This window comes from Enterobacter cloacae complex sp. IR5422 (genome assembly GCF_049238165.1).
GTDB lineage: Bacteria > Pseudomonadota > Gammaproteobacteria > Enterobacterales > Enterobacteriaceae > Enterobacter > Enterobacter roggenkampii.
On the sequence record NZ_JBMKHT010000005.1, the window covers coordinates 98,936 to 125,062 of the forward strand.

The following is a 26,127-nucleotide window of genomic DNA, read 5'->3' on the forward strand; positions in this document are numbered from 1 at the left end:
GACTATGCACAATGGCTGACAGAGGAGGAAAGAGCATGACCGTTGACAGACTAAAACGCGATCTGCTGAACAAGCTGATCAACGCCCGAATCGACCTGGCCGCGTACCTGCAGTTGAGGAAGGCAAAAGGGTATATGTCAGTCAGCGAAAGCGAACATCTGCGTGATAACCTGTTTGAACTTTGCAATTTCATGCGTGAAAAAGCACCGGCCCTGCAGGCGAACTACGGCGAAAGTGAAGAAGTCGCGCTGCGCCGCGCCGCCGAGGTGCTCTCCATTGCAGGGGTGTGTCTGATGAACGGACGCCACGACTGCCCGAATTTTATCGCCGTAAACGCGGAGAAGCTTGAAAACTGCCTGACAACGCTCTCTCTATGCATCATGTGCCTGAACGAGCACAAACAGCTTGAACAGCACTGATCCCGGGGGAGGCAACTCCCCCTTCTGCTTAAGCTTTTGTAAAAGTGGTAACGCGCCCGGACGCAGTGGCTAATCTTTAAGCCATATGCCGATAAAGGAGTGCGTTATGCCTCGATCCTCGCTGATTTTCCTGCCTGCGTTATTCATTCCGTTTTCACTTCTTGCTGCGCCAGAGGCGGTGAAGGTCGAGGTGCTGCAAAACAGACTCGATCACCCCTGGTCCCTGGCGTTCCTGCCGGATAATAACGGGCTGCTGGTGACCCTGAAGGGCGGTCAGCTCAAACGCTGGCAGGCCGGAAAAGGGCTCTCCGATCCGATTGTCGGCGTACCGAAGGTCTGGGCAAACGGGCAGGGAGGATTGTTGGATGTGGTGCTGGCGCCGGATTTTGAAACGTCGCGCCGCGTCTGGCTGAGCTACGCCGAGGCCGGGCATGACGGCAAAGCCGGAACGGTGGTAGGCTTTGGCCGCCTGAGCGACGACTATTCCCGCATCGAGGGATTCCAGGTGGCGTTCCGCCAGATGCCGAAACTCTCAACCGGTAACCATTTCGGCGGACGGCTGGTGTTCGACGGCAAAGGCTCCCTCTTTATCGGACTCGGCGAGAATAACCAGCGTCCCACGGCGCAGGATCTGGATAAATTGCAGGGCAAAGTGGTGCGCCTCACCGAAGACGGAAAAGTCCCGCCGGATAACCCCTTTGTGAATACCCCCGGTGCGCGACCTGAAATCTGGTCTTACGGCATCCGCAACCCGCAGGGGATGGCGATGAACCCCTGGAGCGACACGCTGTGGCTGAACGAGCACGGCCCGCGCGGCGGGGATGAGATCAATATCCCGGAGAAGGGTAAGAACTACGGCTGGCCGCTGGCAACGCACGGCATTAACTACAGCGGTCTGAAAATCCCGGAAGCCAAAGGCGAGCACGTTGAGGGCACCGAGAAGCCGCTGTTCGTCTGGAAAGTCTCACCCGCGGTAAGCGGCATGGCGTTCTACAACAGCGACGTCTTCCCGCAGTGGAAAAACAAGCTGTTTATCGGCGCGCTGAAGGAGAAGGACGTGATCGTGCTGAGCGTGGAGGGTAACAAGGTGACAGAGGACGGGCGCATTCTGGGTGACCGGGATCAGCGTATTCGCGACGTGCGGGTGGGGCCGGATGGGTATCTGTATGTCCTGACCGACGAGACGGACGGGCAGCTGTTGAAAGTCAGCCCGTCCGGCGCGTAATCAGGTGACCGGGATCATCACGACGTTACGGTACGCCGGGCGATCGCTCAGCTGTTTAAGCCAGCGCTCCAGGTGCGGGCGCGGCGTCCACTTCAGGCCCATGTTGGTGAGGTTCCAGACGAATGGCGCCACGGCGATATCGCCTGTGCCGAACGCCTCGCCGGAGAACCAGGCGTGCTTCGCCAGCTCGTCATCCATCATCGCAAACAGATTTTCGCAGGCATCCTGCGCGGCGTGAATCGCGGGATAATCGCGTTCCGCTTCCGGCGTGCGGATAAGCCCCATCAGGATCACGCGGTGTGTCGGGGACAGCGTCTGGTTCGCCCAGTCCATCCACTTTTCGCCCTGGGCGCGGCGGGCCGGGTTTTCTACCCACAGGCGGCCCTGACCGTACTGGGCGGCGAGGTAACGCACAATCGTGTTGGACTCCCAAAGCGTCGCGTCCGTTTCATCATCGCGCAGCAGCGGCACCAGGCCATTCGGGTTCATGGCCAGATAGTCGGCCTCCTTGTTCACGCCGAACGCCATGCCTGCCATGATTTGATTGAACGGTAAATCCAGCTCTTCCAGCGTCCAGAGCACTTTCTTAACGTTGGTCGAATTATTCCTGCCCCACAGCGTAATCATATTTACTCCCGATGAGATGTGAATCCGAATCAGCTTTTCGCCATGGTGAGATAAACCTAACAATTACGCAACAGAAGACAAAAAAATCGCCTTAATCAAAGCGTATCTGAATGTTATTGCATAAACTTTAATAACTTTACCCTCGTTGGGTTTCTTTAACGGTTTTAGTGCGCTATTACTCATCGCTTCTTGCGACACGGTGATGTGACGTAATTTTTGAATGGACACTCGGGTGGCATTTATGACGCGTAAAATGACTTCTCTGCGCAGCCTGGCGGCAGGCTCTGCGCTTCTTTTCCTGTTTGCACCAACGCTCTACGCAGCTGAACAGGCTGCGCCCGAAGCGCCGCCTGTGGATGCGCGCGCCTGGATCCTGATGGACTACGCCAGCGGTAAAGTGCTGGCGGAAGGGAATGCGGATGAGAAACTCGATCCGGCAAGCCTGACCAAAATCATGACCAGCTATGTGGTAGGCCAGGCGCTGAAAGCGGGCAAGATCAAGCTGGACGATATGGTGACCATCGGGAAAGACGCCTGGGCGACCGGCAACCCGGCCCTGCGCGGATCTTCCGTGATGTTCCTGAAGCCAGGGGATCAGGTCTCCGTTTCCGATCTGAATAAAGGGGTGATTATTCAGTCGGGAAATGATGCGTGCATCGCGCTGGCCGACTACGTTGCAGGCAGCCAGGATTCTTTCATTGGCTTGATGAATGGTTACGCGCAGAAGCTGGGCTTAACCAACACCACGTTCAAAACGGTTCACGGCCTGGATGCGCCGGGCCAGTTCAGCACCGCGCGCGACATGGCGCTGCTGGGGAAAGCGCTGATCCACGACGTGCCGGATGAATACGCCATCCACAAAGAGAAAGAGTTTACCTTCAACAAAATTCGCCAGCCGAACCGCAACCGCCTGCTGTGGAGCAGCAACGTCAACGTGGACGGGATGAAAACCGGCACCACGGCGGGTGCAGGCTATAACCTGGTGGCCTCCGCGACCCAGGGCGACATGCGCCTGATTTCGGTAGTGCTGGGCACCAAAACCGACCGCATTCGCTTTAACGAATCAGAAAAACTGCTGACCTGGGGCTTCCGCTTTTACGAAACCGTGACGCCGATTAAACCGGATGCCACGTTCGTCAGCCAGCGCGTCTGGTTTGGTGACAAGAGCGAGGTGAACCTGGGCGCGGGTGAGGCGGGCTCGGTAACCATTCCGCGCGGCCAGCTGAAAAACCTGAAGGCCAGCTACACTCTGACCGACCCGCAGCTCACCGCCCCGCTGAAAAAAGGCCAGGTGGTTGGGACGATTGATTTCCAGCTTAACGGTAAGTCGATTGAACAGCGTCCGCTGATTGTGATGGAAGCGGTGGAAGAGGGCGGCTTCTTCAGCCGGATGTGGGATTTCGTGATGATGAAATTCCACGGGTGGTTCGGCAGCTGGTTTAGCTAAGTTTTTGCCGGGTGGCGCTGCGCTTACCCGGCCTACGTTCGAGCCGTTGTAGGCCGGGTAAGGCGAAGCCGCCACCCGGCATAACCTCAATACATCAACTTCACCTGCTGCGCTTTCGCGTGGGCCACAATCTCGTCGTCCGGGCGGCAATCGCTGACGATGGCATCGAACTGCGCCAGCTCGCCCATTCTTGCCGGACGCACCTTACCAAACTTACTGTGATCGACCACCAGCACATGGTACTGCGCGGCGCTTAACGCCCAGTGCTTGACCGGTAATTCTTCCAGGTTAAAGCAGGTTGCCCCCTGACGCACATTGACGCCTGCGGCGGAATAAAACGCGATGTCCGGGCAGAGATTGCTGAGCGTGTCCTGCAGGTTGAGCGGCTTAAAGATCGCGTTGCTGGCGTGAAACTCACCGCCGCAGAGGATCACCCGGCACTCGGGTTTCTCCTGAAGCGCCAGAAAGGTGTTCAGGGAATAACAGACGGCGGTAAACGGAATGCTGCTGTCGATGGCTTCGATAATCCACGGCGTGGTGGTACCGCAGTCAAAAAACAGCGTCTGGTGCGGCTGTACCAGGGAAGCCGCAAGCCGCGCGGCTTTGCGTTTCTCTTCCACCAGGCGCGTCTTCTGGTCGCTGATCAGATAATGGCTGGCGCTACGCGGCTCAAGCACAATGTATCCGCCCAGCAGCACGACGGGCGCGCTCTCGCTGTTCAGATCCCGACGAATGGTCATCTCCGAGACGCCGAGGAGGTTGGCGGCTTCCTTAAGATGCAGCTTATCGCTGCGCTTCAGCGCCTGTAGCAGCTGAGCAATGCGGTCATCGCGACGTGTTTCCATAGTTCCTCGGCATAAAAAAATGAACCCCCGCAGGGCGGGGGTTCAAGTGTAACCTGTCAGGTCGGGGTTAGTCACGTATCCAGCCTTTGCGGATCGGGATGGCGAAAATGGCGCGATAGAGTGAAGAAAGCGCACGGTAGAGCGCTTCCCCAATGAGGCTCCACAGGATAGCCGCGCTCACGCAGCCAATCAGCCCCACCAGGAAGCCGCCAACCATATCCAGCGGCCAGTGGACGCCCAGATACACGCGAGACCAGGCGATGGCCACAGCGACCACCATCAGCACCGCACCCGACCACAGGCGATGCCAGAACAGGAAGGCCAGTGCGAAGGTGAAGATCACCGTACCGTGATCGCTCGGGAAAGAGTCATCCGGCGCATGGTGCAGGAAGGTATAGCCGACGTGATCGACAAACGGACGATCGTGCGGGAACGCATGGCCCAGAATGTAACTTGCCAGGACGCTTACGCCGAGAGCCATCGCCACTTTGATTACAAGCTTGCGCTGCGCTTTCACCTGGCTACGCGGTCCCCACAGCCAGAGGATGGCTGCCAGCGCGGGCACGATACTGATCAGATCTTTTGCCAGAAAGGTGGCGAAGTCGATCATCCACTCGGGCGAGGCCGGGGTGGCGTTGATCAGATAAAACAGCTGATAATTCAGATTCTCTAGCATAGCGTTATCACTCTTTAGCAAACCGGGTGGAAACCAGCCCGTAGACTGCCACCTGGGAAAACCAGACCCACCACCCGGCCCACAGGTTGTGAGAGAAAAAATGCGCTCCGCGCATGACCTGACCGAAGCCCATCGCCAGACCCAGCAAAATGCCGAGAACGACAAAGCTCCAGGCCAGACGCGGCCGCTCGCGCCAGAAGGCAAAAAACAGTCCCATCACCATAAAGCCGCTGGAAGAATGGCCGCCGGGGAAGCAGCGCCCCGGGCCGCTGTCCGCCGGGACGGCGCTGAACAGGGGATAGGACATCGCCTTACCGCCATATTCCACCAGGTCCCACGGGCAGCTGTGATGGCTCATGCTTTTCAGCACGCCCACGACCAGCGCGCCAAGCCCCATCAGCAGCGCCGCCGTAACCAGCCTCGCGTTACGCTTGTACGCGCCGTAAAACAGCGCCACGGCGCCTAAAGCGATGGCAATGTACTTCGCCAGACGATGGTTGAGCAGATCCAGCAGGTGGTCTTTCTGCAGCGGGAAGCTCTGCGTCGCCGCGTCATACCAGAAGCCGGTGATCCATCTGTCGAGCGCTTCATTGCGCGATAGCCACGTAAACACCACGGCAAGGACTATCAGTATGAAAAGCTGATAACCATAAAAGCGGGCCGGCAAGCGGTAAAGGCGTTTTGTCTTATTTGTCTGTAACTTAGACAATTCTGAACGGCTGGAGGTGAGTGACATAATTTGGGGTCGTTGACGAGTAATGGGGCTATCATAAATCTGTCAAATTAAGGAAACCTTAAACGAAGACGATATGTGCTTTATTTCTGTTTATCCTCGATAAATCACTATCTCGGGCTGCGGCATTTCATTACACTCGTCGCGATTTTGTCATTATAAAGAGATTGCATGTTAAACCGTTCTTCTTCAGGTTCACGTCTGGGTCGTCAGGCGTTGCTTTTCCCCCTGTGTCTGGTGCTCTACGAATTTTCTACCTATATCGGCAACGATATGATCCAGCCCGGTATGCTGGCCGTGGTGGCGCAGTACAACGCCGGAATTGAGTGGGTACCGACCTCCATGACCGCCTATCTGGCCGGCGGCATGTTTTTGCAGTGGCTGTTAGGCCCGCTGTCGGATCGTATTGGCCGTCGCCCGGTGATGCTGACGGGCGTGGTGTGGTTCATCGTCACCTGCCTTGCCACGCTGCTGGCGCAAAATATTGAACAATTTACTCTGCTGCGTTTCCTGCAGGGGGTGAGCCTGTGCTTTATCGGCGCCGTGGGGTATGCGGCCATTCAGGAGTCGTTTGAAGAGGCGGTGTGTATCAAAATCACCGCGCTGATGGCGAACGTGGCGCTGATCGCTCCCTTGCTCGGGCCGCTGGTGGGCGCCGCATGGGTGCATATGGCCCCCTGGGAAGGGATGTTTGTGCTGTTTGCCGTTCTCGCCGCCATCGCGTTCTTTGGCCTGCACCGTGCGATGCCGGAAACCGCCACCCGCATCGGCGAGAAACTCTCGCTGAAAGAGCTGGGTCGGGATTACAAAGAGGTGCTGAAAAACGGCCGCTTTGTAGCGGGCGCGCTGGCGACCGGGTTTGTTAGCCTGCCGCTGCTGGCGTGGATTGCCCAGTCTCCGGTCATTATCATCAGCGGTGAAAAGCTCAGCAGCTACGAGTACGGCCTGCTGCAGGTGCCGATCTTTGGCGCGCTGATTATCGGTAACCTGGTGCTGGCGCGTCTGACGTCACGCCGCACCGTGCGCTCGCTGATTATCATGGGCGGCTGGCCGATTGCGGCAGGGCTGATTCTGGCGGCGGTGGCAACCGTCGCGTCATCTCACGCTTATTTGTGGATGACGGCGGGGCTGAGTATCTACGCCTTCGGGATTGGCGTGGCGAACGCCGGGCTGGTGCGCCTGACGCTGTTTGCCAGCGAGATGAGTAAGGGCACGGTCTCCGCGGCGATGGGGATGCTACAGATGCTGATTTTTACCGTCGGTATCGAGGTGAGCAAGCATGCCTACGCGATGGGCGGTAACGGGCTGTTCAGCCTGTTTAACCTCGCCAATGGCGTGCTGTGGGTTGGCCTGATGGTGGTATTCCTGAAAGACAAGCGCGTCGGAAACGCTCTGCAACCTTAATTCTTATACCCTCTCCCTGTGGGAGAGGGCTAGGGTGAGGGCACCAGACTGCACGCGGTCAATTAAACGGTGCCTCCCCGTTCAACACCTTCTCAATCACATCCAGCACGCCTTCCTCGTTATTGTGCGGCGCTTCAAAACGCGCTGCCGCTTTGATATGCGGTCTGGCATTTGCCATCGCAAAGCTGAACCCGGACTGGCGCAGCATCTCCACGTCGTTGCCGCTGTCGCCGAAGGCCACCACGTCGCTGTTCTCTATGCCCCAGCGCTGTTGCAGGATCCGCAGGCCGTTGGCCTTATGCACGCCGGGGATAATCAGGTCGATACTGCCGTGACCGGTGGTGACGGGCACCATGATGTCGCTGAGCTTTTCATGCAGCAGCGCCTGAATACGTGGAATTTCATCATCGGACACGTTGAGTCCGAACTTGAAGAAAATATCGTTCAGGTTGTCGAAATCGCTGACCATTTCCAGACGGTGATAGTACTTCGCCGCGATGGCCTTAAAGCCCTCGTCATAGCACTTCAGCGTATAGGCGCTGCTCTTCCCGCAGGCGATAATCTCAATGCCTGGCACGTCGTTTAAGACGCTCGCGACGGTCTCGAAATGGGCTTTCGACAGTTCACCGTTAAAGACGTCTTCACCCTCACTCACGACCCAGCCGCCGTTTTCGGCGACGAATGAAATTTCATGCGCAATCTCCGGGAAAAAGGAGATGAGCTGGTAGTACTGGTTGCCGCTGGCGACCACGAAACGAATGCCTTGCGCCTTCATGCGCGCGTACTGCGCCAGAAAGCGCGGGCGATTGTAGGTCTTGGCATCGCTCAGGAATGTGCCATCCATGTCGACGGCGATCAGTTTAACGCTCATATCCCTTCTCCAGTGTCGTTTGATTCGTTTCCGGCTTTGCCACCGCGCGCGCCACCAGCGCCGCGATGATGACCAACCCTAACACCACCAGCATGGCGCTGCGCAGCCCGTAGTGCTCCCCGAGGAAGCCGAGCAGCGGCGGCCCGACCAGGAAGGCGAGATAGCCCGTGGTTGCCACCACGCTGACGCGCGTCGGGGCATCCGGGCCGGTATCGCTGGCGGCAGAGATGGTCAGCGGGAAGCCGAGGGACGCGCCCAGCCCCCAGAGGATCACCGAGACGCCGGCAATCCAGTCCACATCCACAAAAATGATCATCGCGATACCCAGCCCGCCGAGCAGGGCGCTGGCGCGCACTACCGCCACGCGGCTGTAGCGGTCGATAAACCAGCCGCCGGTGAAGCGCCCGACGGTCATCCCCAGCGTAAACCCGGCGTAAATCAGCGAGCCGGAGGTCGGGCTAAAGCCGTGACCGTCCACCATCAGCAGGGGCAGCCAGTCATTGGCGGACCCCTCCGCGAACGCCATCGCCAGCACCACCACGCCGATCAGCATCAGCTGGAAATCGCGGTAGAAGGGCAGCCCTTTTTCGGCTGAGTGCTGTTCGTCCGCGGAGTTTTTACCGGTGCCGTCCGGGATGGCCCGGATGCCGGTCAGAATGGGAATGATGCACACCAGCGCCGCCAGCAGAATATGCAGATTCGCGCTCACGCCAGTGGCCGTCAGCGCCATCCCCACGCCCGCACCGGCCAGCGTGCCGAGGCTATAGAAGCCGTGCATCATTGGCAGCACGGTTTTGTTCATCTCGCGTTCGACCGCTGCCCCTTCCACATTTATCGCCACTTCCGCCGAACCAAAGCTGCCGCCAAATACCGTCAGCCCGAGGGCAAACAGCACCGGTGAGGCAAACCACAGCGCCGCGCTCAGCACCATCATCCCGAACACCGCGAAGCACATGGTGGTGCGGATCACCGCTCGCGTACCGAAGCGCTTTACCAGCCACGCGGAGCAGAGAATGCCGCTCATGGAGCCTATCGACAGGCCGAACAGCACGATGCCCATTTCCGCGGTAGAGACGGACAAAATATCGCGAATGGCGGGCGTGCGCGTGGCCCAGGAGGCCATCAGCAGACCGGGAATGAAGAAGAACATAAACAGCGCCCACAGGCGGAGCTGCAGGGCTTTGCGGGGAGAGGTCAGCGTCATCGGGATAGCACCAGAAGTACAACAATAGCGACAACACTAGCAAGTTTGTGTACATTTGTACACAAACCAGGTGAGGAATTGATGAGCAGACCACCCAACGATCCGCATCGCCGGGAGAAGATCCTGCAGGCGACGCTCGACACTATCGCCGAGTACGGCATTCATGCCGTCACGCACCGTAAAATCGCCACCTGCGCGGGCGTGCCGCTGGGGTCGATGACCTACTATTTCGACGGCATGGAGCCGCTGCTGGAGGAGGCCTTCACGTGGTTTACCCGCCAGATGTCGCAGCAGTACCGGGATTTCTTTGCCGGCGTCACCGGGCCGGAAATGGCGTGCGAATCCATCACCACCCTGATCCACAGCTCGCAGGTGACAACGCCCCACAACATGGCGCTGATGTATCAGCTTTACGCCTTTATGCACCGCAGCGCGGCGCTTAAAACGGTGATGCAGGACTGGATGAAGATGAGCCAGACCACGCTGGAGCAGTGGTTCGACCCGGTCACCACCCGCGCGCTGGACGCGTTTATTGAAGGGATGACGCTGCACTATGTCACCGACCGGGCGCCGTTAAGCCGGGAGGAGATTCGGGCGATGGTGGGGAGGATTGCGGGCATTACACCGTTAAATAAAGAAAATTAGTTCATATTTTTCAATGTATTACGATTTTTCTCCATATTGACAATCCGGACCTAACACGTGACTATCCACCGCGGTGGTTATTTACTGTTCAGTGGTTGAGGTTGGCGTTGGGTGAAAAAGTAAGTACCTGGTTCGTGCAGGTCAGTCTGGCAAAAAAGAGAGCGTTGTTAGTACTGTTGATTTTGGTTCAGGCGAGTCTGCTGATTGGGCATCTGCTCTACCAGCGCGGCTATGTGGAGGATAACGCTGCACGTATCCTTCGCAATACGGCCATTCTCCAGTCCCAGCAGTTTGATACCAGCCTTAACGCGATGCGCTACCAGATGCGCTTTATCGGGAATGCCTTTCTGCTCAACCATACGGTCACGCCTGAAAACGCGCAGCCATTCCTGCAAGGGGAGCTCAAGCGCGCCTGGCTGGATGGCGTTGTCGTCTTTGATGAAGACGGTGATTTTCTCAGCAGCCGCGCGCTATTTCCTTTTGAGCGCGCTCTGGACGCCTCTACGCTTGCGCAGGCCAGCTTTCGGCAGCACCCTCTGTTTACCGGTTTTCGCCGGGATGAAGTTACCGAAAGTTTGTTTTACTGGCAGAGCAACGGCACGGATAAAAACATGTTGGGCTTCGTGATGTTCCGTGCAGTGCGCGACGCACATGGTCGCTTTCTTGGTGGTGCGTTGGGTTTCTTCAATGGTAACACCATGAACGATATGTTTCGCAAAATGGAAGTGCAGGGCTTCGATTTAGGTCAGGGTGGGGCGATGGCGGTCCTTGATCGTGACAATGCGGTGCAGCTTGCCCGTATGGGGGCGAATGACGGTTCGCAATTGAACACCTCCGACCCGCGCCTCGCGAAGCTGCTGGAATACGCAAGCGATACCGCACAGGTCCAACGATATACCTCTCCGATTGATGGCGTTGAACGTATGGGAGTATTTCTTAACCTCAACGAACGCAAATGGGTGCTGGCCGTCGGGCTGGCCAGAAAAGACGTGCTGCACGGCTGGTATTATCAGGCTCTGTGGACGGCGCTGGCGATTCTGGTTATCTCCATTACGCAGTGGTTTCTGATGCATTACATTCACGTCAACGCCCTGCAGCGGGCGCGTTTCCAGCAGGAGGCGCGGCTCGATCCGCTCACCGGGCTGGCAAACCGTCGCCAGTTTGATGAGTGGTCTTTGCGGGCCTGCAATCTTGCCCGTCGGCATCAGCAGCCCCTGTGCCTGATGAGCATGGATCTGGATTTCTTCAAGCGTATTAACGACACCTGGGGCCATGACGGCGGCGATGCGGTGCTGAAGCATATTGGCAACGCGCTTCCGGCACTGGTGAGAGGCAGCGACATTGTCGCCCGCTTCGGCGGGGAAGAGTTTGTCGTGGCAATGCCGCAGACCTCTCTGGAGACGGCCGCTGAGATCGCCGAGCGCGTACGGATGAGCCTTGCCAGCCAGAACGTCGACTTCAACGGGCAGACGATCCGCTTCACCGCCAGCATGGGGCTCGTATGCATGACGCCGGATGAACTGGAGATTGAACATGGCGTGCAGTCAGCCCTGGCGCGAGCCGATCGTGAGCTTTATCGTGCAAAACGTGAGGGGCGCAACCGAGTCTGCGTGGCGAGCTAGCGGGCGGTTGTTTTCTCCAGGCGTTCAGGGCCCGCCGGGCGCTGGCCCTGTCGTCCACCTGAGGAAGGATTATTTTTTCAGGATATTCTTCCCGCTGGCGTCCACCACCGCTTCGCCATCCTCTTTCGTAAACGCCCCTTTCTGCGCGTCCGGCAGGATGTCGAGGACGACTTCAGACGGGCGGCACAGGCGGGTGCCCAGCGGCGTCACCACGATCGGACGGTTAATCAGGATCGGGTGTTGCAGCATAAAATCGATAAGCTGGTCGTCGGTGAAGCTGTCTTCGGCCAGGCCGAGCTGTTCATAGGGCTCCACGTTTTTACGCAGCAAATCGCGCACCGAAATGCCCATATCGGCAATCAGGGCGGTCAGCGTATCGCGCGACGGCGGGGTTTCCAGATAGAGAATAATCTCTGGCTCCGCGCCGCTGTTGCGGATCATCTCCAGCGTGTTGCGCGAGGTGCCGCAGGCGGGGTTGTGATAAATGGTGATGTGGCTCATATCAGTGGCTCATTACAGTGTGAAGGAGAGACGTAGCGCCAGGGCGGCGAGCGTCACAAACAGGACCGGCAGCGTCATGATGATGCCCGTCCGGAAATAGCCGCCCCAGGTAATCGTCATGTTTTTCTGCGCCAGCACGTGAAGCCAGAGCAGGGTGGCGAGACTACCAATAGGCGTGATTTTTGGCCCCAGATCGCAGCCAATCACGTTGGCGTAAATCATCGCCTCCTTTATCAACCCTGTTGCCGTGCTGCCGTCAATGGAGAGCGCGCCAATCAGCACCGTGGGCATATTGTTCATTATGGATGACAGGAATGCGGTGATGAACCCGGTTCCCAGCGTGGTGGCCCACAGCCCGTGTCCGGCCAGGCTATTCAGTACGCCTGTGAGAGAGTCCGTCAGCCCGGCATTACGCAGGCCATACACCACCAGATACATCCCCAGCGAGAAGATGACGATCTGCCACGGCGCGCCGCGCAGCACTTTTCCGGTATTTATCGCATGTCCGCGTTTTGCGACAGCGAATAAAATCAGCGCGCCGACGGTCGCAATGGCGCTGACCGGAATGCCGAGAGGTTCAAGCACGAAGAAACCGACGAGCAGAAGAAGGAGGACGATCCAGCCCGTTCTGAACGTCGGGAGGTCGTGAATGGCCCGCGCAGGCTCCTGGAGTTTCGCCAGGTCATATTCTGGAGGAATTTCCTTGCGAAAGAATAGGTGCAGCATGACCAGCGTTGCGGCAATCGCGGCGATATCCACCGGGATCATCACCGAAGCGTACTCGCTGAACCCCAGCGCGAAGAAGTCTGCCGAGACGATGTTGACCAGGTTGGAGACAATCAGCGGCAGGCTGGCGGTATCGGCGATAAAACCTGCCGCCATCACAAACGCCAGCGTGGCCTGTTTGCTGAACCCCAGCGCCAGCAGCATGGCGATGACGATAGGCGTGAGGATCAGCGCCGCGCCGTCATTAGCAAACAGCGCTGCGACGGCTGCGCCCAGCAGGATAATCCAGGTAAACAGCAATCGCCCCCGACCTTTCCCCCAGCGAGCGACGTGCAGTGCTGCCCACTCGAAAAAGCCGGACTCATCCAGCAGCAGACTGATAATGATAACGGCGATAAACGTTGCCGTGGCGTTCCAGACGATATTCCAGACTACCGGAATATCGTTAATGTGAATCACGCCGCTGGCCAGCGCCAGCACGGCGCCAATAGTCGCGCTCCAGCCGATACTCAGTCCTTTGGGCTGCCAGATGACCAACACCAGCGTAAACAGAAAAATTGCCCCTGCCAGAAACATTGCTTACTCCGTTATATCTGTTTTTGTGAATGTGTTTTGATTAGCACGAACCCGGAAGCCGGTTTTTCAGCTTCATACGCGTCTCTTCCCGCAGGCAGTTCCCGCTGGTGTCGATAACGGCTGCCGCCCATGCAGGCATGTTGGGAGAGAGACGGTAATGGACCCACTTACCCTCGCGACGGTCGATCACCAGCCCGGACTCGCGCAGCAGCGCCATATGGCGGGAAACCTTCGGCTGAGATTCGGCGGTGGCGGCGCAGAGATCGCAGACGCACAGCTCGCCCGCTTCGCGGAGCAGCATGACGATGGCGAGCCGCGTTTCGTCGGAGAGGGTTTTGAAGAGGTGGAGTGGGTGGAGCATGGGTGTTCCTGCATATGTGATTTTTATATGTGTTTAAGCATATATGTTTATTTGGTGGCAGTAAAGAAAGCGAGAGTACGAGGAAGTGAATTTCTGGCAACAAAAAAACCGTTTAGGTAAACGGGTTAATTAAGTGTGAAGATATTATTGATGTGATATAAGTGATGATTAATTTCCGTTATTGCTAGTTTTATTCAAATGTCGTGCTCAATTCTATTAAATCGAAATAATGCCTAAATTTTAATTCTGAATCACTTAGTTTTGCATGGGCGTAGCTCATCTTTAAAAAGTTAATTAGGCTATGTTCTGCTGTTATATCACCATTTAACCAACCTTCAGTGATGTTAATTTGACGGTTGCCACTCATTCTACTGTTTGCCTCAGAGAGCACCTCCCTTGATTTGTTGATATATGAAATCGCATCGCAACTTAATTTTTGGTAATTTTCATTGCTATTAGAAACATATGAACCTTCTCGTGATTTTAAGGTTCTAACACTTGTAATGTTGAAAGATAAGTTAAAGGAAAGTTCAATTAAATATAGTTTATAAGAAGGATCTATGTTAGCGCCTTGCTTTATTTTTGAATACATCTCGCTACTTTTAAAGTTCAATGACAACAAAATCAACATTAAGTTTGGATCGAACTTCTTCGAACTGGTAATGATAATATCAATTAATCTTTCATATATTTTAATTGAGTCTCTGAGATTTACTTTCAAAGATTGGAGTATAGAGGCACAGTTGGATATAAAACTTGTGAAGTTGGGAGCACATGGTGTGCAAATTACTTGCACTGATGCGAATTGCTCAATAATATTATAACCTGTTTTTGTTAGCAATAAATTATTGAGGTTTGGAGAGGGCAATAAAAAGCGACGATCGAAGAATCTACTTAGATAGTGACTGGCAGAAAAATCATTCCCATATACTACTTTTATAGAGTGCTGAAGCTGTTCAGTATCGGTTGCAATTACAAAAACAACTCCTGGTATGTTAAAGATATGTTTTACTATTTCCAGAAGGTTGATAGCAAAACTTGGTCTGCATCTGTCTAATTCATCAATGATTATAAATATAGGTAAATCTTTTTCTATACAATCCTTACGTTCAATAAATTTAACCCATTTTTCTATTCCTTTTCTGATTGTTTCGATTTTTGAGGCTTTTTCTGCGTGCAGATCTAATAATTGTGCAGATAAGTCTTTTGTAAGATCCGATGCTGAATCAATCCCAGTTATTTTTTTTATTAAACTATCAATGATTACTGGCGTTGCTGTTTTAAGTAAAGGCCCTATATTATCTACAGTCTTATTAATCAGAGTGGTGAATTTATCTGATTGGCCTGTTAACTGGCTTTTTATTGAACTGAAAACTGTTAAGAGTGGATCGTCTGAAAAATCTTCTTTCCAAGCGTCTATATAAATTGTAGGATGGTTGTTGTTAATCGTCTTGGTAAGGCGTTTTGTGAAGTAAGTTTTACCAGCGCCCCATTCCGCATTTATATTAATTACTAAGTTAGAGGAATTACCTCGAGCTGAACATATTTCGTAAAGATATTTGGCATATTTTTTCTATCTAAGGTGTCGGGTGGTAGTTTTTCACCAAAAAATTCATCATCATTATCCCATTCCCATGCAATGTTCATTAATACCTCACCTATAATACTCTAATTTCAGGAGAAGATTCATTATCATTTATAGCGACTATGAAATCAAAATTCTTGGAAAAATCATTGCTGTAACGTCACTGCGTAGCCAATCTTCTTTTGAAGCCCCGCTCATCAGCAATCTTCATCATTCTTGCCTCCGCAGCAGCTTGACTACGCATTTCCGAAAGTTTGGATTTAAAGGTGTGAAGATTACCCTGAATATTTAATGGTAGGGGAGTCGATGCGATCAGCGTGTCTTCAAGTTCCCAGGGTGCATCAACAGGAAGCCAGTGAACTTTGGCATTCTTTTCCATCCAGGCGTCAAGCCACTGCTCGCCAGGGTGAGTAAATGTCATTCTGGATCCAGAACCCACGCGGCGCAGGGGAAAGCCACTTAAACCACTCAATAACACACCCAGCGTGCGCCTGAGTGTTGATCCAGCCGCATTGCCGCTGTAATGCGTTTTGATTCGTTTCCTTAAGTTCGAACGGCTGTTAGGTTTCCCTCTCTGGTCGGGCGAAATACCAACGTATAGCAGCGTGTAGCCGTCTGAGGTGATGCAGCCCTCGGTCGGCACACCAGGTGGGATTTCCTTAAACCACCAGAAGTAGACGCCATTTACTGGCGGAACTGGTGATGGCTTGCTCATTACTTCCGTTCTGCTGTAGGTTTTCTCGGGATAAAAATTGAACATGCGGCTTTCCTTGCTGACGTTTTTCCTGATTTTATTCTTTTGCTGTCAGGGAGCGATAGTTTTATGAAGCCTGGAAGGAGAAAGTAATGGGATAGGGTTTTTTGTCCGGAGCTGACGCCCAACATCAGAAAGCGTGGCTGTAAGCGATTGATTCTGTGAGTGAGGGAATTTCAGGCAACAAAAAACCCATCAACCTTGAACCAAAACGGCGGGGTTGATGGGCTCCACAAATTGGGGACATCAAAGAAAAGCAGTGGCACTAGTTATGACTGCCCCCTGATAAAAAAGTTCTGCGCGTAACGAAAATATTTTCCGCCACGCGCATTCTTAGGAGTTATCCGAGCCCCGGCCAGATGATGATGATCAGCGTACCCGCCAGCGTGAGCAGTACGTTAGCGATAGCATAGGTGCCCGCATAGCCCAGCGCCGGAATGTTGCTGCGCGCGGTGTCGCTGATGATTTCCATAGCAGGCGCACAGGTACGCGCCCCCATCATCGCCCCGAAGAGCAGGGCGCGGTTCATGCGCAGCACGTAGGCGCCGAACAGGAAGCAGATCACCACCGGCACCAGGCTGACGATAAGTCCGGAAACCAACATCTGCCAGCCAACGGCACCCAGGCTGTGGCCAATGCCGCTGCCCGCGCTTAAGCCCACGCCCGCCATAAAGACCATCAGACCGAACTCTTTCACCATGTTCAGCGCGCCCTGCGGAATGTAGCCGAAGGTCGGGTGGTTCGCTCGCAGGAAGCCCAGCATGATCCCGGCGAACAGCAGCCCGGCGGCGTTACCGATGCCGAAGCTAAAGTTGCTGAACTGGAAGGTGATCATCCCGATCATCAGGCCAACGATAAAGAAGGCGCAGAAGGCCAGCAGGTCGGTGACCTGGCTGTGAATAGAGATAAAGCCGATGCGGTCGGCCACGGTTTTTACGCGTCGCGCGTCGCCGCTGACCTGCAGCACGTCACCTTTGTTGAGCACCACGTTGTCGTCGATCGGCATCTCAATCTGGCTGCGGATCACGCGGTTGAGGAAGCAGCCGTGGTCGGTCAGCTTCAGCTGCGCCAGGCGGCGGCCCACGGCGTTATGGTTTTTCACCACGATCTCTTCGGTGACGATGCGCATGTCGAGCAGGTCGCGGTCGAACACCTCTTTGCCGTTACGGAAGCTCGGGTCGAGACGGGCGTGGGCGTCCGGGTAACCCACCAGCGCGATGTCGTCGCCCATCTGCAGCACCGCGTCGCCGTCCGGGTTCGCCAGAATACCGTTGCGGCGGATACGTTCGATGTAGCAGCCCGTCTGGCGGTAAATCCCCAGCTCGCGCAGGTTTTTACCGTCTGCCCATGCCACCAGCTCCGGCCCGACGCGGTAGGCGCGGATCACCGGGAGATAAACTTTACGTTTGGAGTCGGTATCCAGACCGCGCTCGCGGGCGATTTGCTGGGCGCTGGTCTGCAGATCCTGATGCTGCAGTTTTGGCAGGTAGCGTGCGCCAACGATCAGGCTTACCAGACCAATCAGATAGGTCAGGGCATAGCCCAGGCTCAGGTGGTCGAGGGCGGTGGAGAGCTGTTCCCCGGCCATCCCGGAGTGGCGCAGGGTATCACCGGCACCCACCAGCACCGGGGTGGAGGTCATCGAGCCTGCCAGCATACCGGCCGTTAGCCCGATATCCCAGCCAAACAGTTTACCCAGCCCTAACGCGATCAGCAGCGCGCTGCCGACCATCACCAGCGCCAGCATCAGATAATTTTTGCCGTCGCGGAAGAAAATGGAAAAAAAGTTCGGCCCCGCTTCCACGCCAACACAAAAAATAAACAGCATAAAACCTAAGTTGAGCGCGTCCGTGTTAATGCTGAAGTGCTGCTGGCCTAATAATAAGGAGACGACTAAAACGCCAATGGAATTACCGAGTTGAACCGAACCCAGGCGCAATTTACCCAGGCAAAGACCCAGCGCCAGTACCACAAATAATAACAGGATGTAATTCCCATTTAACAAGTCTGCGACGTTTATATTCACGGAGGCTAACTTCTTGTTTACCAGTAAGTTGTTGAATGAAAGGACTTTTTGGGCTACTGTTTTTTGGGTCAGGGAAAAGCGTTAACGCTCCCTGTTTCCTGCTTTATTCCCTAAAACATTAGCTGGCGTGTAGTTTAATCGCATTAGCTACTGACAGCTACTGATTATCGCATCACCCTGTGCGTACTTTGGCAAGGATTGCCGCATTGCTTTATCTGACTGGGCGTCTACCCGACGAAAGTGTATTTGATAGAGATAAGTCAGGAGGATAGGTTGAATATGAAACGAAACTGGGCGGGGGTGATCAGCTGCTTTTTGCTGTTCACGGTCGTATGCATGTCGCTTGCTTTTAACGTGAAAGGGGCATTCAGGGCGTCGGGTCATCCGGAGCTCGGGTTGCTCTTTTTTACCCTGCCGGGGGCAGCTGCCAGTTTTCTCTCCCGTAAAGGGGAGGTGGTGAAGCCACTGCTGGGCGCCATGCTGGCCGCGCCGCTCTGTTTGCTGATGATGCGCTTGCTGTATATCTCTACGCGAAGTTTCTGGCAGGAGCTGGCGTGGTTGATGAGCGCTGTTTTCTGGTGCGCCCTTGGCGCGCTCTGCTACTTATTTGTGCGCAGTCTGCTTCATAACCGACGGCACCACAAATAAAAACGCCCTCTCGGTGAGGGCGTCCTTTCATTTCATTACTGGGCAGCAAACAGGCCCAGGTGCTCTTTGGCGTAAGCTTCAAAGTCGGTGCAGCCGCCAATGTGTTTCTGATCGAGGAAGATCTGCGGTACGGTTTCAACCGGCTTACCGACAGTTTTTTCCAGATCGGCTTTGGTGATGCCTTCCGCGTGGATGTCCACATAGCGGAAGTTGAAGTCATCGCGCTCTTCGGTCAGTTTCTCAGCCAGCTCTTTCGCGCGCACACAGTAAGGGCACCCTGGACGACCAAAAATAACTGCAAACATTTCTCTCTCCTCAAAAAAACAAGCCTGACGGCGAATGACACGTATAGTGCCCCATAACCTGTCGTCATTAAAGAAGGTTTCGCCTGTCGTTATAATATCTATGAGCTATGTTTCGCCAATTACACCGCGCATATCATTGCCTATACTGGCTGCCATACGGTTTAAGCAAGACAAAGAGAGACAAGATGACGCCAACCATAGACCTGCTCCTTTCCCATCGTTCCATTCGCCACTTCACCGATGAGCCGATTACCGATGCGCAGCGCGAAGCGATTTTTAACAGCGCAAGGGCGACCTCCAGCTCCAGCTTCCTGCAGTGCAGCTCTATTATCCGCATTACCGACCCGGCGATGCGTGAACAGCTGGTGACGCTGACCGGCGGGCAGAAGCATGTGGCTCAGGCAGCCGAGTTCTGGGTATTCTGCGCCGACTTTAACCGCCACCTGCAGATCTGCCCTGAGGCCGAGCTGGGGCTGGCCGAACAGCTGCTGCTGGGCGTGGTGGATACCGCGCTGATGGCGCAAAACGCCTTTACGGCGGCGGAGTCGCTGGGGTTAGGCGGCGTCTACATTGGCGGCCTGCGTAACAACATTCAAAGTGTGACCGACCTGCTGAAGCTGCCAAAACACGTGCTGCCGCTGTTTGGCCTGTGCCTCGGCTGGCCGGCGGACAACCCGGATCTGAAGCCGCGCATTCCTGCTGCGATGCTGGTGCATGAAAACCACTACCAGCCGGTCGATCAGGACGTCCTGAATCACTACGATGAAGAGCTGGCGAACTACTACATGACGCGCGGCAGCAATAACCGCCGCGACACCTGGACTGACCATATTCGCCGCACCATCATTAAAGAAAATCGCCCGTTTATTCTTGATTACCTGCACAAACAGGGCTGGGCGACGCGATAGTCCATTTATCCTGCGCCTGCCTGCGTATATGATACGCAGGCTTTTTCCATGTCTTCAGAGAGGTGCAGGGTGAAAATTGCCATATTGTCCCGGGATGGAACGCTCTATTCATGTAAGCGCCTGCGAGAAGCGGCGGCGAAACGCGGGCATCAGGTTGAAATCCTCGACCCGATGTCCTGCTATATGAACATCGATCCGGCCGCCTCGTCGATTCACTACAAAGGCCGCAAGCTGCCGCACTTTGATGCGGTGATTCCCCGCATCGGCTCCCAGATTACCTATTACGGCACCGCCGCGCTGCGCCAGTTCGAGATGCTGGGCAGCTACCCGCTCAACGAATCCGTCGCCATTTCCCGCGCCCGCGACAAGCTGCGCTCGCTGCAGCTTCTTGCCCGTCAGGGGATCGATCTTCCCGTCACCGGGATTGCCCATTCCCCGGACGACACCAGCGATCTGATCGACATGGTGGGCGGCGCGCCTTTGGTGATCAAGCTGGTGGAAGGCACGCAGGGCATTGGCGTGGTGCTGGCGGAGACCCGTCAGGCGGCGGAGAGCGTGATTGATGCCTTCCGGGGCCTCAATGCCCACATTCTGGTGCAGGAGTATATCGAAGAGGCGAAAGGGCGCGATATTCGCTGTTTTGTGGTGGGTAACGAGGTCGTGGCGGCGATCGAGCGGCAGGCCAAAGAGGGCGATTTCCGCTCTAATCTTCACCGCGGCGGCATTGCCAGAATTGCCGATATCAGCGATCGCGAACGGGAAATTGCCGTGAAAGCGGCGCAAACCCTGGGGCTGGACGTGGCGGGTGTAGATCTTCTGCGCGCGACGCGCGGGCCGCTGGTCATGGAGGTGAACGCCTCGCCGGGGCTGGAAGGTGTGGAAAAAACCACAGGGGTCGATATTGCGGGTAAAATGATCTTATGGATCGAGCGTCATGCGACGCCGGGCTACTGTCTGAAAACGGGTGGTTAAATGGATTACCGCGCGCTTTTTAAGTACCCTATGCGAAGTTTTTATTAAAGAGGCTGCATCGCGATGGATTTACAGGTCGTACCTACACTGGATACGTTACGTCAATGGCTTGATGATGCCGGAATTACGTTCTTCGAATGTGATTCCTGCCAGGCGCTGCATCTGCCTCATATGCAGAATTTCGACGGCATTTTCGATGCCAAAATCGATCTGATTAACGACGTGATCCTTTTCTCCGCGCTGGCCGAAGTGAAGCCCTCCGCGCTGCTGGCGCTGGCTTCCGACCTGTCGGCAATCAATGCCAGTTCTTTGACGGTGAAGGCATTTCTCGACATACAGGATGATAATCTGCCAAAACTGGTCGTTTGCCAGTCTTTATTCTCCGGGGCAGGGCTGTCGTTCAAGCAGTTCGCCTGGTTTATGCGCTTGAGCGAAGAGCAAATTTCCATGGTTATGATGGAAGCCAATGCACACCATCTGCTGTATAGCGCGGAAGATGATGCAGAGAATAATGATGCATCTCCCAATTTTCTTCACTAAGCCTGTCTGACTTTTGCGCAGTCGCTGCCATAGCGGCTGCAGAAGGCCATTTTTTCTGCTGCTTTTAACCTTTCTTTAAAGAATTATTCACCTCCCTGAAGGCCGTTTCGGCTTATCACGTAGACTTAACCTGCATAAAAAATTGATAAAAGGCGTTTTTTCGTCTGGGCTATAGCCGGGGACACGGGCTACAGTTATTCTTGCGATGCTTAAAAAAGCGAGCGGAAGCTGCCGGGTAAAGAGGTTTCTTTTTATTTTGAGCAGAGCGACAAACTATGCATGATTTTTGCATATATCCTGATTGCACAGTTTTAGTTCGTTTGTTAACGAGCTTTCAGAAGGAATAACACTATGATCGCCTTGAATAAAAAATGGTTATCGGGTCTGGTTGCGGGTGCTCTGATGGCCGTCTCTGCCGGCACGCTCGCTGCGGAACAAAAAACGCTGCACGTTTATAACTGGTCTGACTATATTGCGCCGGACACGGTGGCAAATTTTGAAAAAGAGACCGGCATTAAAGTCGTCTACGACGTGTTCGATTCCAACGAAGTGCTGGAAGGAAAGCTGATGGCGGGCAGCACCGGGTTTGACCTCGTGGTGCCTTCCGCAAGCTTCCTGGAGCGCCAGCTGACGGCAGGCGTCTTCCAGCCGCTGGATAAGAGCAAGTTACCGAACTGGAAAAATCTCGATCCGGAAGTGCTGAAGCTGGTGGCTAAGCACGACCCGGACAACAAATACGCGATGCCTTACCTGTGGGCGACCACCGGTATCGGCTACAACGTGGATAAAGTCAAAGCCGCGCTGGGCCCGGACGTGAAGCTGGACAGCTGGGACGTGGTGCTGAAGCCGGAAAACCTTGAGAAGCTGAAAAGCTGCGGCGTCTCCTTCCTCGATGCGCCGGAAGAGATTTTCGCGACCGTGCTGAACTATCTGGGCAAAGATCCGAACAGCAATAAGGCCGATGATTACACCGGCCCGGCGACCGATCTGCTGCTGAAGCTGCGTCCAAACATTCGTTACTTCCACTCGTCCCAGTACATTAACGACCTGGCGAACGGCGACATCTGCGTCGCGATCGGCTGGGCAGGGGACGTATGGCAGGCGGCGAACCGCGCGAAAGAGGCGAAAAACGGCGTGAACGTCTCCTACTTCATTCCGAAAGAGGGGGCGCTGGCCTTCTTCGACGTCTTTGCGATGCCGGCTGACGCCAAAAACAAAGACGAAGCGTATCAGTTCCTCAACTACCTGATGCGTCCTGAGGTTATCGCCCACATCAGCGACCACGTTTACTACGCGAACGGTAACAAGGCCTCCGTGCCGCTGGTGAGCGAAGAAATCCGTAATAACCCGGCTATCTATCCGCCAGCGGATGTGTTCGCCAAGCTCTTCACCCTGAAAGTCCAGGATCCAAAAATTGACCGCGTGCGTACCCGCGCGTGGACCAAGGTGAAAAGCGGTAAATAACCCTTTGTCACAGGCCGGGCAAGCGAAGCGCCCCCGGCAACAGGCGCACCGTTCTGGTGCGCCTGCACCATGATTTGATCTCTACCGGAGAACACCCCGTGAATGACGCGATCCCCCGCCCGCAGGCGAAAGTCCGTAAAGCGCTGACCCCGCTGCTTGAAATTCGTAACCTCACCAAATCTTTTGATGGCCAGCATGCCGTGGACGACGTCAGCCTGACGATCTATAAAGGCGAAATTTTTGCCCTTCTGGGGGCCTCTGGCTGTGGTAAATCGACCCTGCTGCGTATGCTGGCCGGTTTTGAACAGCCCACCGCCGGGCAGATCGTGCTCGACGGCGTGGACCTCTCCAGCGTGCCGCCGTATCAGCGCCCGATCAACATGATGTTCCAGTCCTACGCGCTGTTCCCGCATATGACGGTGGAGCAGAACATCGCCTTTGGCCTGAAGCAGGATAAGCTGCCGAAGGCTGAAATTACCGCGCGCGTGGCCGAGATGCTGAGCCTGGTGCACATGCAGGAGTTCGCCAAGCGTAAGCCGCACCAGCTCTCCGGCGGCCAGCGCCAGCGCGTGGCCCTGGCCCGCAGCCTGGCAAAACGCCCGAAACTGCTGCTGCTTGATGAACCGATGGGCGCGCTGGATAAAAAGCTGCGCGACCGTATGCAGCTTGAAGTGGTCGATATCCTCGAGCGCGTGGGCGTGACCTGCGTGATGGTCACCCACGACCAGGAAGAGGCCATGACCATGGCCGGACGTATCGCCATCATGAACCGCGGGAAGTTCGTGCAGATTGGCGAGCCGGAAGAGATTTATGAGCACCCAACCACCCGCTACAGCGCGGAGTTCATCGGCTCGGTTAACGTCTTCGAGGGGCTGCTGAAAGATCGTCAGGAAGACGGTCTGGTCATCGAATCGCCGGGGCTGCAGCATCCGCTTAAGGTCGATCCGGATAACTCGGTGGTGGATAACGTGCCGGTTTACGTCGCGCTGCGTCCGGAGAAGATTATGCTCTGTGAAGACCCGCCTGCCGATGGCTATAACTTTGCCGTGGGCGAAGTGGTGCACATTGCCTATCTGGGCGATCTCTCCATCTATCACGTGCGCCTGAAAAGCGGGCAGATGCTCAGCGCGCAGTTACAGAACGAACATCGCTACCGCAAGGGGCAGCCGACCTGGGGCGACGAAGTGCGCCTGTGTTGGGATGCAGACAGTTGCGTTGTGCTGACGGTATAAGGAGCGGCCAATGAGTACACTTGAACCTCCAGCCCGCGTCGAAAAGCCGGGCGGCTTTGCCCACTGGCTGACGCGCATGCAGATGAAGCACGGCCGCAAGCTGGTGATCGCCATGCCATACGTGTGGCTGATCCTGCTGTTCCTGCTGCCGTTCCTGATTGTTTTCAAGATAAGCCTGGCGGAAATGGCGCGGGCGATCCCGCCTTACACCAACCTGCTGGACTGGGCCGACGGGCAGCTGACGCTGACCTTAAACCTGGGTAACTTCCTGCAGCTCACCGACGATCCGCTCTATTTCGAAGCCTATCTGCAATCGCTACAGGTGGCGGCGATCTCGACGCTCTGCTGTCTGGTGATGGGCTATCCGCTGGCGTGGGCGGTGGCGCACAGCAAGCCGTCGACGCGAAACATCCTGCTGCTGCTGGTGATCCTGCCGTCGTGGACCTCGTTCCTGATCCGCGTTTACGCGTGGATGGGGATCCTGAAAAACAACGGCGTGCTGAACAACTTTCTGATGTGGCTCGGGGTTATCGATCAGCCGCTGACGATCCTGCACACCAACCTCGCGGTCTATATCGGCATTGTGTACGCCTATCTGCCGTTTATGGTGCTGCCGATCTACACGGCGCTGACGCGTATTGACTACTCGCTGGTGGAAGCGTCGCTCGATCTCGGCGCCCGTCCGTTAAAAACGTTCTTCAGCGTCATTGTCCCGCTGACCAAAGGCGGCATTATCGCCGGGTCGATGCTGGTCTTTATCCCGGCGGTGGGGGAGTTTGTGATCCCGGAACTGCTCGGCGGGCCAGACAGCATCATGATTGGCCGCGTGCTGTGGCAGGAGTTCTTCAATAACCGCGACTGGCCGGTGGCGTCGGCGGTGGCGATTGTCATGCTGCTGCTGCTGATCGTGCCGATCATGTGGTTCCACAAGCATCAGCAGAAACAGATGGGAGATCGCGGATGAACAACTTACCGGTAGTGCGCTCCCCGTGGCGAATTGCGATCCTGGTCATCGGCTTTACCTTCCTGTATGCGCCGATGCTGATGCTGGTGATCTACTCGTTTAACAGCTCTAAGCTGGTGACGGTCTGGGCAGGCTGGTCGACGCGCTGGTACAGCGAGCTGTTCCACGATGATGCGATGATGAGCGCGGTGGGGCTGAGCCTGACCATTGCGGCGCTGGCGGCGACCATGGCGTCCGTGCTGGGCACGATCGCCGCGCTGGTGATGGTGCGCTTCGGGCGTTTTCGCGGTTCGAACGGCTTCGCCTTTATGATCACCGCCCCGCTGGTTATGCCGGATGTGATCACCGGTCTCGCGCTGCTGCTGCTGTTCGTGGCCCTGGCGCACGCCATCGGCTGGCCGGCGGATCGCGGGATGCTCACCATCTGGCTGGCGCACGTTACCTTCTGTACCGCCTATGTCGCGGTGGTGATCGCCTCGCGCCTGCGCGAGCTGGATCGCTCCATTGAAGAGGCGGCGATGGATCTCGGCGCGACGCCGCTGAAGGTCTTTTTCATCATCACGCTGCCGATGATTATGCCGGCGGTGATCTCTGGCTGGCTGCTGGCGTTTACCCTGTCGCTCGACGATCTGGTGATCGCCAGCTTTGTTTCCGGCCCGGGGGCGACGACGCTGCCGATGCTGGTCTTCTCCAGCGTGCGCATGGGGGTCAACCCGGAGATCAACGCCCTGGCCTCTATCATCCTCGGCGTGGTCGGAATTGTCGGATTTATCGCCTGGTATTTGATGGCGCGCGCGGAAAAACAGCGCGTGCGCGATATCCAGCGTGCAAGACGCGGCTGAAGGAT

General features: G+C 55.7%; 27 protein-coding genes and 1 pseudogene. 14 read left to right on the top strand and 14 right to left on the bottom strand.

All coding sequences use genetic code 11. The features are described from left to right. The first annotated feature begins 35 nt into the window (after positions 1 to 35). Positions 36 to 419, top strand: coding sequence for a biofilm formation regulator BssR (gene bssR, locus ACOTXT_RS04245; protein ID WP_021240947.1), 384 nt, complete (start codon positions 36 to 38; stop codon positions 417 to 419). Positions 420 to 525: 106 nt separating this feature from the next. Beyond that, positions 526 to 1,644, top strand: a complete 1,119-nt coding sequence (locus ACOTXT_RS04250) for a PQQ-dependent sugar dehydrogenase (RefSeq protein WP_333163679.1) — start codon at positions 526 to 528, stop codon at positions 1,642 to 1,644. Here ACOTXT_RS04250 and ACOTXT_RS04255 read toward each other — a convergent pair whose 3' ends face one another. After that, positions 1,645 to 2,271, bottom strand: coding sequence for a glutathione S-transferase family protein (locus ACOTXT_RS04255; protein ID WP_023326978.1), 627 nt, complete (start codon positions 2,269 to 2,271; stop codon positions 1,645 to 1,647). Between the two features lie 241 nt (positions 2,272 to 2,512). Between ACOTXT_RS04255 and dacC the strand changes: the two genes are divergently transcribed. Beyond that, complete coding sequence (gene dacC / locus ACOTXT_RS04260; protein ID WP_008501207.1) at positions 2,513 to 3,718, top strand: serine-type D-Ala-D-Ala carboxypeptidase; 1,206 nt, start codon at positions 2,513 to 2,515, stop codon at positions 3,716 to 3,718. Between the two features lie 86 nt (positions 3,719 to 3,804). On the opposite strand, the gene deoR is transcribed toward dacC, so the two are convergent. The 3 genes from deoR to ACOTXT_RS04275 form a co-directional block, all read right to left on the bottom strand. Next, positions 3,805 to 4,563, bottom strand: coding sequence for a DNA-binding transcriptional repressor DeoR (gene deoR / locus ACOTXT_RS04265; protein WP_023292922.1), 759 nt, complete (start codon positions 4,561 to 4,563; stop codon positions 3,805 to 3,807). A 67-nt stretch (positions 4,564 to 4,630) separates the two neighbouring features. Then, the gene (gene ybjG, locus ACOTXT_RS04270; RefSeq protein ID WP_021240944.1) at positions 4,631 to 5,239 is read right to left on the bottom strand and encodes an undecaprenyl-diphosphate phosphatase; all 609 of its coding nucleotides are present in this window, start codon (positions 5,237 to 5,239) and stop codon (positions 4,631 to 4,633) included. 7 nt (positions 5,240 to 5,246) lie between these two features. Further along, positions 5,247 to 5,975: a phosphatase PAP2 family protein gene (locus ACOTXT_RS04275; RefSeq protein WP_023326979.1), complete on the bottom strand. Its 729-nt coding sequence runs from the start codon at positions 5,973 to 5,975 to the stop codon at positions 5,247 to 5,249. A gap of 168 nt (positions 5,976 to 6,143) precedes the next feature. Here ACOTXT_RS04275 and ACOTXT_RS04280 point away from each other — a divergent pair, with 168 nt between their 5' ends. After that, positions 6,144 to 7,376, top strand: coding sequence for an MFS transporter (locus ACOTXT_RS04280; RefSeq protein ID WP_021240942.1), 1,233 nt, complete (start codon positions 6,144 to 6,146; stop codon positions 7,374 to 7,376). Positions 7,377 to 7,434: 58 nt separating this feature from the next. Here ACOTXT_RS04280 and ACOTXT_RS04285 read toward each other — a convergent pair whose 3' ends face one another. Then, positions 7,435 to 8,247: a Cof-type HAD-IIB family hydrolase gene (locus ACOTXT_RS04285; protein ID WP_021240941.1), complete on the bottom strand. Its 813-nt coding sequence runs from the start codon at positions 8,245 to 8,247 to the stop codon at positions 7,435 to 7,437. Further along, positions 8,237 to 9,451 (bottom strand): MFS transporter, encoded by a 1,215-nt coding sequence (locus ACOTXT_RS04290; RefSeq protein WP_023326980.1) that lies wholly within the window; start codon positions 9,449 to 9,451, stop codon positions 8,237 to 8,239. The genes ACOTXT_RS04285 and ACOTXT_RS04290 overlap by 11 nt, the downstream gene beginning before the upstream one ends. A gap of 81 nt (positions 9,452 to 9,532) precedes the next feature. On the opposite strand from ACOTXT_RS04290, the gene ACOTXT_RS04295 reads away from it, so the two are divergent. Together ACOTXT_RS04295 and ACOTXT_RS04300 are read left to right on the top strand one after the other, a co-directional pair. Next, entirely contained in the window at positions 9,533 to 10,096 is a 564-nt protein-coding gene (locus ACOTXT_RS04295) for a TetR/AcrR family transcriptional regulator (RefSeq protein ID WP_055321935.1), read from the top strand. 107 nt (positions 10,097 to 10,203) lie between these two features. Then, positions 10,204 to 11,718, top strand: coding sequence for a sensor domain-containing diguanylate cyclase (locus ACOTXT_RS04300; protein WP_055321936.1), 1,515 nt, complete (start codon positions 10,204 to 10,206; stop codon positions 11,716 to 11,718). Positions 11,719 to 11,787: 69 nt separating this feature from the next. Here the strand turns inward: ACOTXT_RS04300 and arsC are convergent, their stop codons facing one another. The 7 genes and pseudogenes from arsC to ACOTXT_RS04335 all read right to left on the bottom strand — a co-directional run bounded on the left by arsC (position 11,788) and on the right by ACOTXT_RS04335 (position 18,247). Beyond that, a complete protein-coding gene (gene arsC, locus ACOTXT_RS04305) occupies positions 11,788 to 12,219 on the bottom strand; it encodes a glutaredoxin-dependent arsenate reductase (RefSeq protein WP_055321937.1) in 432 nt (143 codons plus the stop codon). Between the two features lie 12 nt (positions 12,220 to 12,231). Next, positions 12,232 to 13,521: an arsenic transporter gene (locus ACOTXT_RS04310; RefSeq protein WP_055321938.1), complete on the bottom strand. Its 1,290-nt coding sequence runs from the start codon at positions 13,519 to 13,521 to the stop codon at positions 12,232 to 12,234. Between the two features lie 40 nt (positions 13,522 to 13,561). Then, entirely contained in the window at positions 13,562 to 13,882 is a 321-nt protein-coding gene (locus ACOTXT_RS04315; RefSeq protein ID WP_025912898.1) for a metalloregulator ArsR/SmtB family transcription factor, read from the bottom strand. A gap of 190 nt (positions 13,883 to 14,072) precedes the next feature. Beyond that, positions 14,073 to 14,474 (bottom strand): hypothetical protein, encoded by a 402-nt coding sequence (locus ACOTXT_RS04320; protein ID WP_131820429.1) that lies wholly within the window; start codon positions 14,472 to 14,474, stop codon positions 14,073 to 14,075. A gap of 312 nt (positions 14,475 to 14,786) precedes the next feature. Beyond that, positions 14,787 to 15,428 (bottom strand): annotated as a pseudogene (locus ACOTXT_RS04325) (KAP family P-loop NTPase fold protein); the annotation flags it as partial. Between the two features lie 199 nt (positions 15,429 to 15,627). Further along, complete coding sequence (locus ACOTXT_RS04330; protein ID WP_055321940.1) at positions 15,628 to 16,227, bottom strand: GIY-YIG nuclease family protein; 600 nt, start codon at positions 16,225 to 16,227, stop codon at positions 15,628 to 15,630. 334 nt (positions 16,228 to 16,561) lie between these two features. Beyond that, the gene (locus tag ACOTXT_RS04335) at positions 16,562 to 18,247 is read right to left on the bottom strand and encodes an aspartate:alanine antiporter (RefSeq protein ID WP_008503440.1); all 1,686 of its coding nucleotides are present in this window, start codon (positions 18,245 to 18,247) and stop codon (positions 16,562 to 16,564) included. A 273-nt stretch (positions 18,248 to 18,520) separates the two neighbouring features. On the opposite strand from ACOTXT_RS04335, the gene ACOTXT_RS04340 reads away from it, so the two are divergent. Next, positions 18,521 to 18,895 (top strand): inner membrane protein YbjM, encoded by a 375-nt coding sequence (locus ACOTXT_RS04340; protein WP_025912901.1) that lies wholly within the window; start codon positions 18,521 to 18,523, stop codon positions 18,893 to 18,895. Between the two features lie 35 nt (positions 18,896 to 18,930). Here ACOTXT_RS04340 and ACOTXT_RS04345 read toward each other — a convergent pair whose 3' ends face one another. Then, positions 18,931 to 19,200 carry a GrxA family glutaredoxin gene (locus tag ACOTXT_RS04345; RefSeq protein ID WP_006809455.1) on the bottom strand — a complete coding sequence of 90 codons (270 nt, stop codon included), beginning with the start codon at positions 19,198 to 19,200 and terminating at the stop codon, positions 18,931 to 18,933. A 185-nt stretch (positions 19,201 to 19,385) separates the two neighbouring features. Between ACOTXT_RS04345 and nfsA the strand changes: the two genes are divergently transcribed. The 7 genes from nfsA to potI all read left to right on the top strand — a co-directional run bounded on the left by nfsA (position 19,386) and on the right by potI (position 26,122). Next, complete coding sequence (gene nfsA, locus ACOTXT_RS04350) at positions 19,386 to 20,108, top strand: nitroreductase NfsA (protein WP_159124833.1); 723 nt, start codon at positions 19,386 to 19,388, stop codon at positions 20,106 to 20,108. Positions 20,109 to 20,177: 69 nt separating this feature from the next. Next, positions 20,178 to 21,080 carry a 30S ribosomal protein S6--L-glutamate ligase gene (gene rimK, locus ACOTXT_RS04355; RefSeq protein WP_021240931.1) on the top strand — a complete coding sequence of 301 codons (903 nt, stop codon included), beginning with the start codon at positions 20,178 to 20,180 and terminating at the stop codon, positions 21,078 to 21,080. A 63-nt stretch (positions 21,081 to 21,143) separates the two neighbouring features. Beyond that, positions 21,144 to 21,620: a YbjN domain-containing protein gene (locus ACOTXT_RS04360; protein WP_003858385.1), complete on the top strand. Its 477-nt coding sequence runs from the start codon at positions 21,144 to 21,146 to the stop codon at positions 21,618 to 21,620. A 351-nt stretch (positions 21,621 to 21,971) separates the two neighbouring features. Then, complete coding sequence (potF, locus tag ACOTXT_RS04365) at positions 21,972 to 23,084, top strand: spermidine/putrescine ABC transporter substrate-binding protein PotF (RefSeq protein WP_008503444.1); 1,113 nt, start codon at positions 21,972 to 21,974, stop codon at positions 23,082 to 23,084. 98 nt (positions 23,085 to 23,182) lie between these two features. Then, complete coding sequence (gene potG / locus ACOTXT_RS04370) at positions 23,183 to 24,316, top strand: putrescine ABC transporter ATP-binding subunit PotG (protein WP_021240929.1); 1,134 nt, start codon at positions 23,183 to 23,185, stop codon at positions 24,314 to 24,316. Between the two features lie 10 nt (positions 24,317 to 24,326). Next, complete coding sequence (potH, locus tag ACOTXT_RS04375; RefSeq protein WP_021240928.1) at positions 24,327 to 25,280, top strand: putrescine ABC transporter permease PotH; 954 nt, start codon at positions 24,327 to 24,329, stop codon at positions 25,278 to 25,280. Next, the gene (gene potI / locus ACOTXT_RS04380; protein ID WP_008503447.1) at positions 25,277 to 26,122 is read left to right on the top strand and encodes a putrescine ABC transporter permease PotI; all 846 of its coding nucleotides are present in this window, start codon (positions 25,277 to 25,279) and stop codon (positions 26,120 to 26,122) included. Before potH ends, potI begins: the two co-directional genes overlap by 4 nt. The last annotated feature ends 5 nt before the right edge of the window (positions 26,123 to 26,127 follow it).

Bases quoted from the DNA above. Each gene is read 5' to 3' on its own strand.
- arsC (WP_055321937.1), bottom strand. From the start codon at position 12,219: ATGAGCCACATCACCATTTATCACAACCCCGCCTGCGGCACCTCGCGC.
- ACOTXT_RS04315 (WP_025912898.1), bottom strand. From the start codon at position 13,882: ATGCTCCACCCACTCCACCTCTTCAAAACCCTCTCCGACGAAACGCGG.
- ACOTXT_RS04255 (WP_023326978.1), bottom strand. From the start codon at position 2,271: ATGATTACGCTGTGGGGCAGGAATAATTCGACCAACGTTAAGAAAGTG.
- ACOTXT_RS04250 (WP_333163679.1), top strand. From the start codon at position 526: ATGCCTCGATCCTCGCTGATTTTCCTGCCTGCGTTATTCATTCCGTTT.
- ACOTXT_RS04320 (WP_131820429.1), bottom strand. From the start codon at position 14,474: ATGTATTCAAAAATAAAGCAAGGCGCTAACATAGATCCTTCTTATAAA.
- ybjG (WP_021240944.1), bottom strand. From the start codon at position 5,239: ATGCTAGAGAATCTGAATTATCAGCTGTTTTATCTGATCAACGCCACC.
- potF (WP_008503444.1), top strand. From the start codon at position 21,972: ATGATCGCCTTGAATAAAAAATGGTTATCGGGTCTGGTTGCGGGTGCT.
- dacC (WP_008501207.1), top strand. From the start codon at position 2,513: ATGACGCGTAAAATGACTTCTCTGCGCAGCCTGGCGGCAGGCTCTGCG.
- ACOTXT_RS04290 (WP_023326980.1), bottom strand. From the start codon at position 9,451: ATGACGCTGACCTCTCCCCGCAAAGCCCTGCAGCTCCGCCTGTGGGCG.
- ACOTXT_RS04345 (WP_006809455.1), bottom strand. From the start codon at position 19,200: ATGTTTGCAGTTATTTTTGGTCGTCCAGGGTGCCCTTACTGTGTGCGC.
- potI (WP_008503447.1), top strand. From the start codon at position 25,277: ATGAACAACTTACCGGTAGTGCGCTCCCCGTGGCGAATTGCGATCCTG.
- ACOTXT_RS04330 (WP_055321940.1), bottom strand. From the start codon at position 16,227: ATGTTCAATTTTTATCCCGAGAAAACCTACAGCAGAACGGAAGTAATG.
- ACOTXT_RS04280 (WP_021240942.1), top strand. From the start codon at position 6,144: ATGTTAAACCGTTCTTCTTCAGGTTCACGTCTGGGTCGTCAGGCGTTG.
- nfsA (WP_159124833.1), top strand. From the start codon at position 19,386: ATGACGCCAACCATAGACCTGCTCCTTTCCCATCGTTCCATTCGCCAC.
- ACOTXT_RS04285 (WP_021240941.1), bottom strand. From the start codon at position 8,247: ATGAGCGTTAAACTGATCGCCGTCGACATGGATGGCACATTCCTGAGC.
- ACOTXT_RS04295 (WP_055321935.1), top strand. From the start codon at position 9,533: ATGAGCAGACCACCCAACGATCCGCATCGCCGGGAGAAGATCCTGCAG.
- deoR (WP_023292922.1), bottom strand. From the start codon at position 4,563: ATGGAAACACGTCGCGATGACCGCATTGCTCAGCTGCTACAGGCGCTG.
- potH (WP_021240928.1), top strand. From the start codon at position 24,327: ATGAGTACACTTGAACCTCCAGCCCGCGTCGAAAAGCCGGGCGGCTTT.
- bssR (WP_021240947.1), top strand. From the start codon at position 36: ATGACCGTTGACAGACTAAAACGCGATCTGCTGAACAAGCTGATCAAC.
- ACOTXT_RS04360 (WP_003858385.1), top strand. From the start codon at position 21,144: ATGGATTTACAGGTCGTACCTACACTGGATACGTTACGTCAATGGCTT.
- ACOTXT_RS04275 (WP_023326979.1), bottom strand. From the start codon at position 5,975: ATGTCACTCACCTCCAGCCGTTCAGAATTGTCTAAGTTACAGACAAAT.
- ACOTXT_RS04310 (WP_055321938.1), bottom strand. From the start codon at position 13,521: ATGTTTCTGGCAGGGGCAATTTTTCTGTTTACGCTGGTGTTGGTCATC.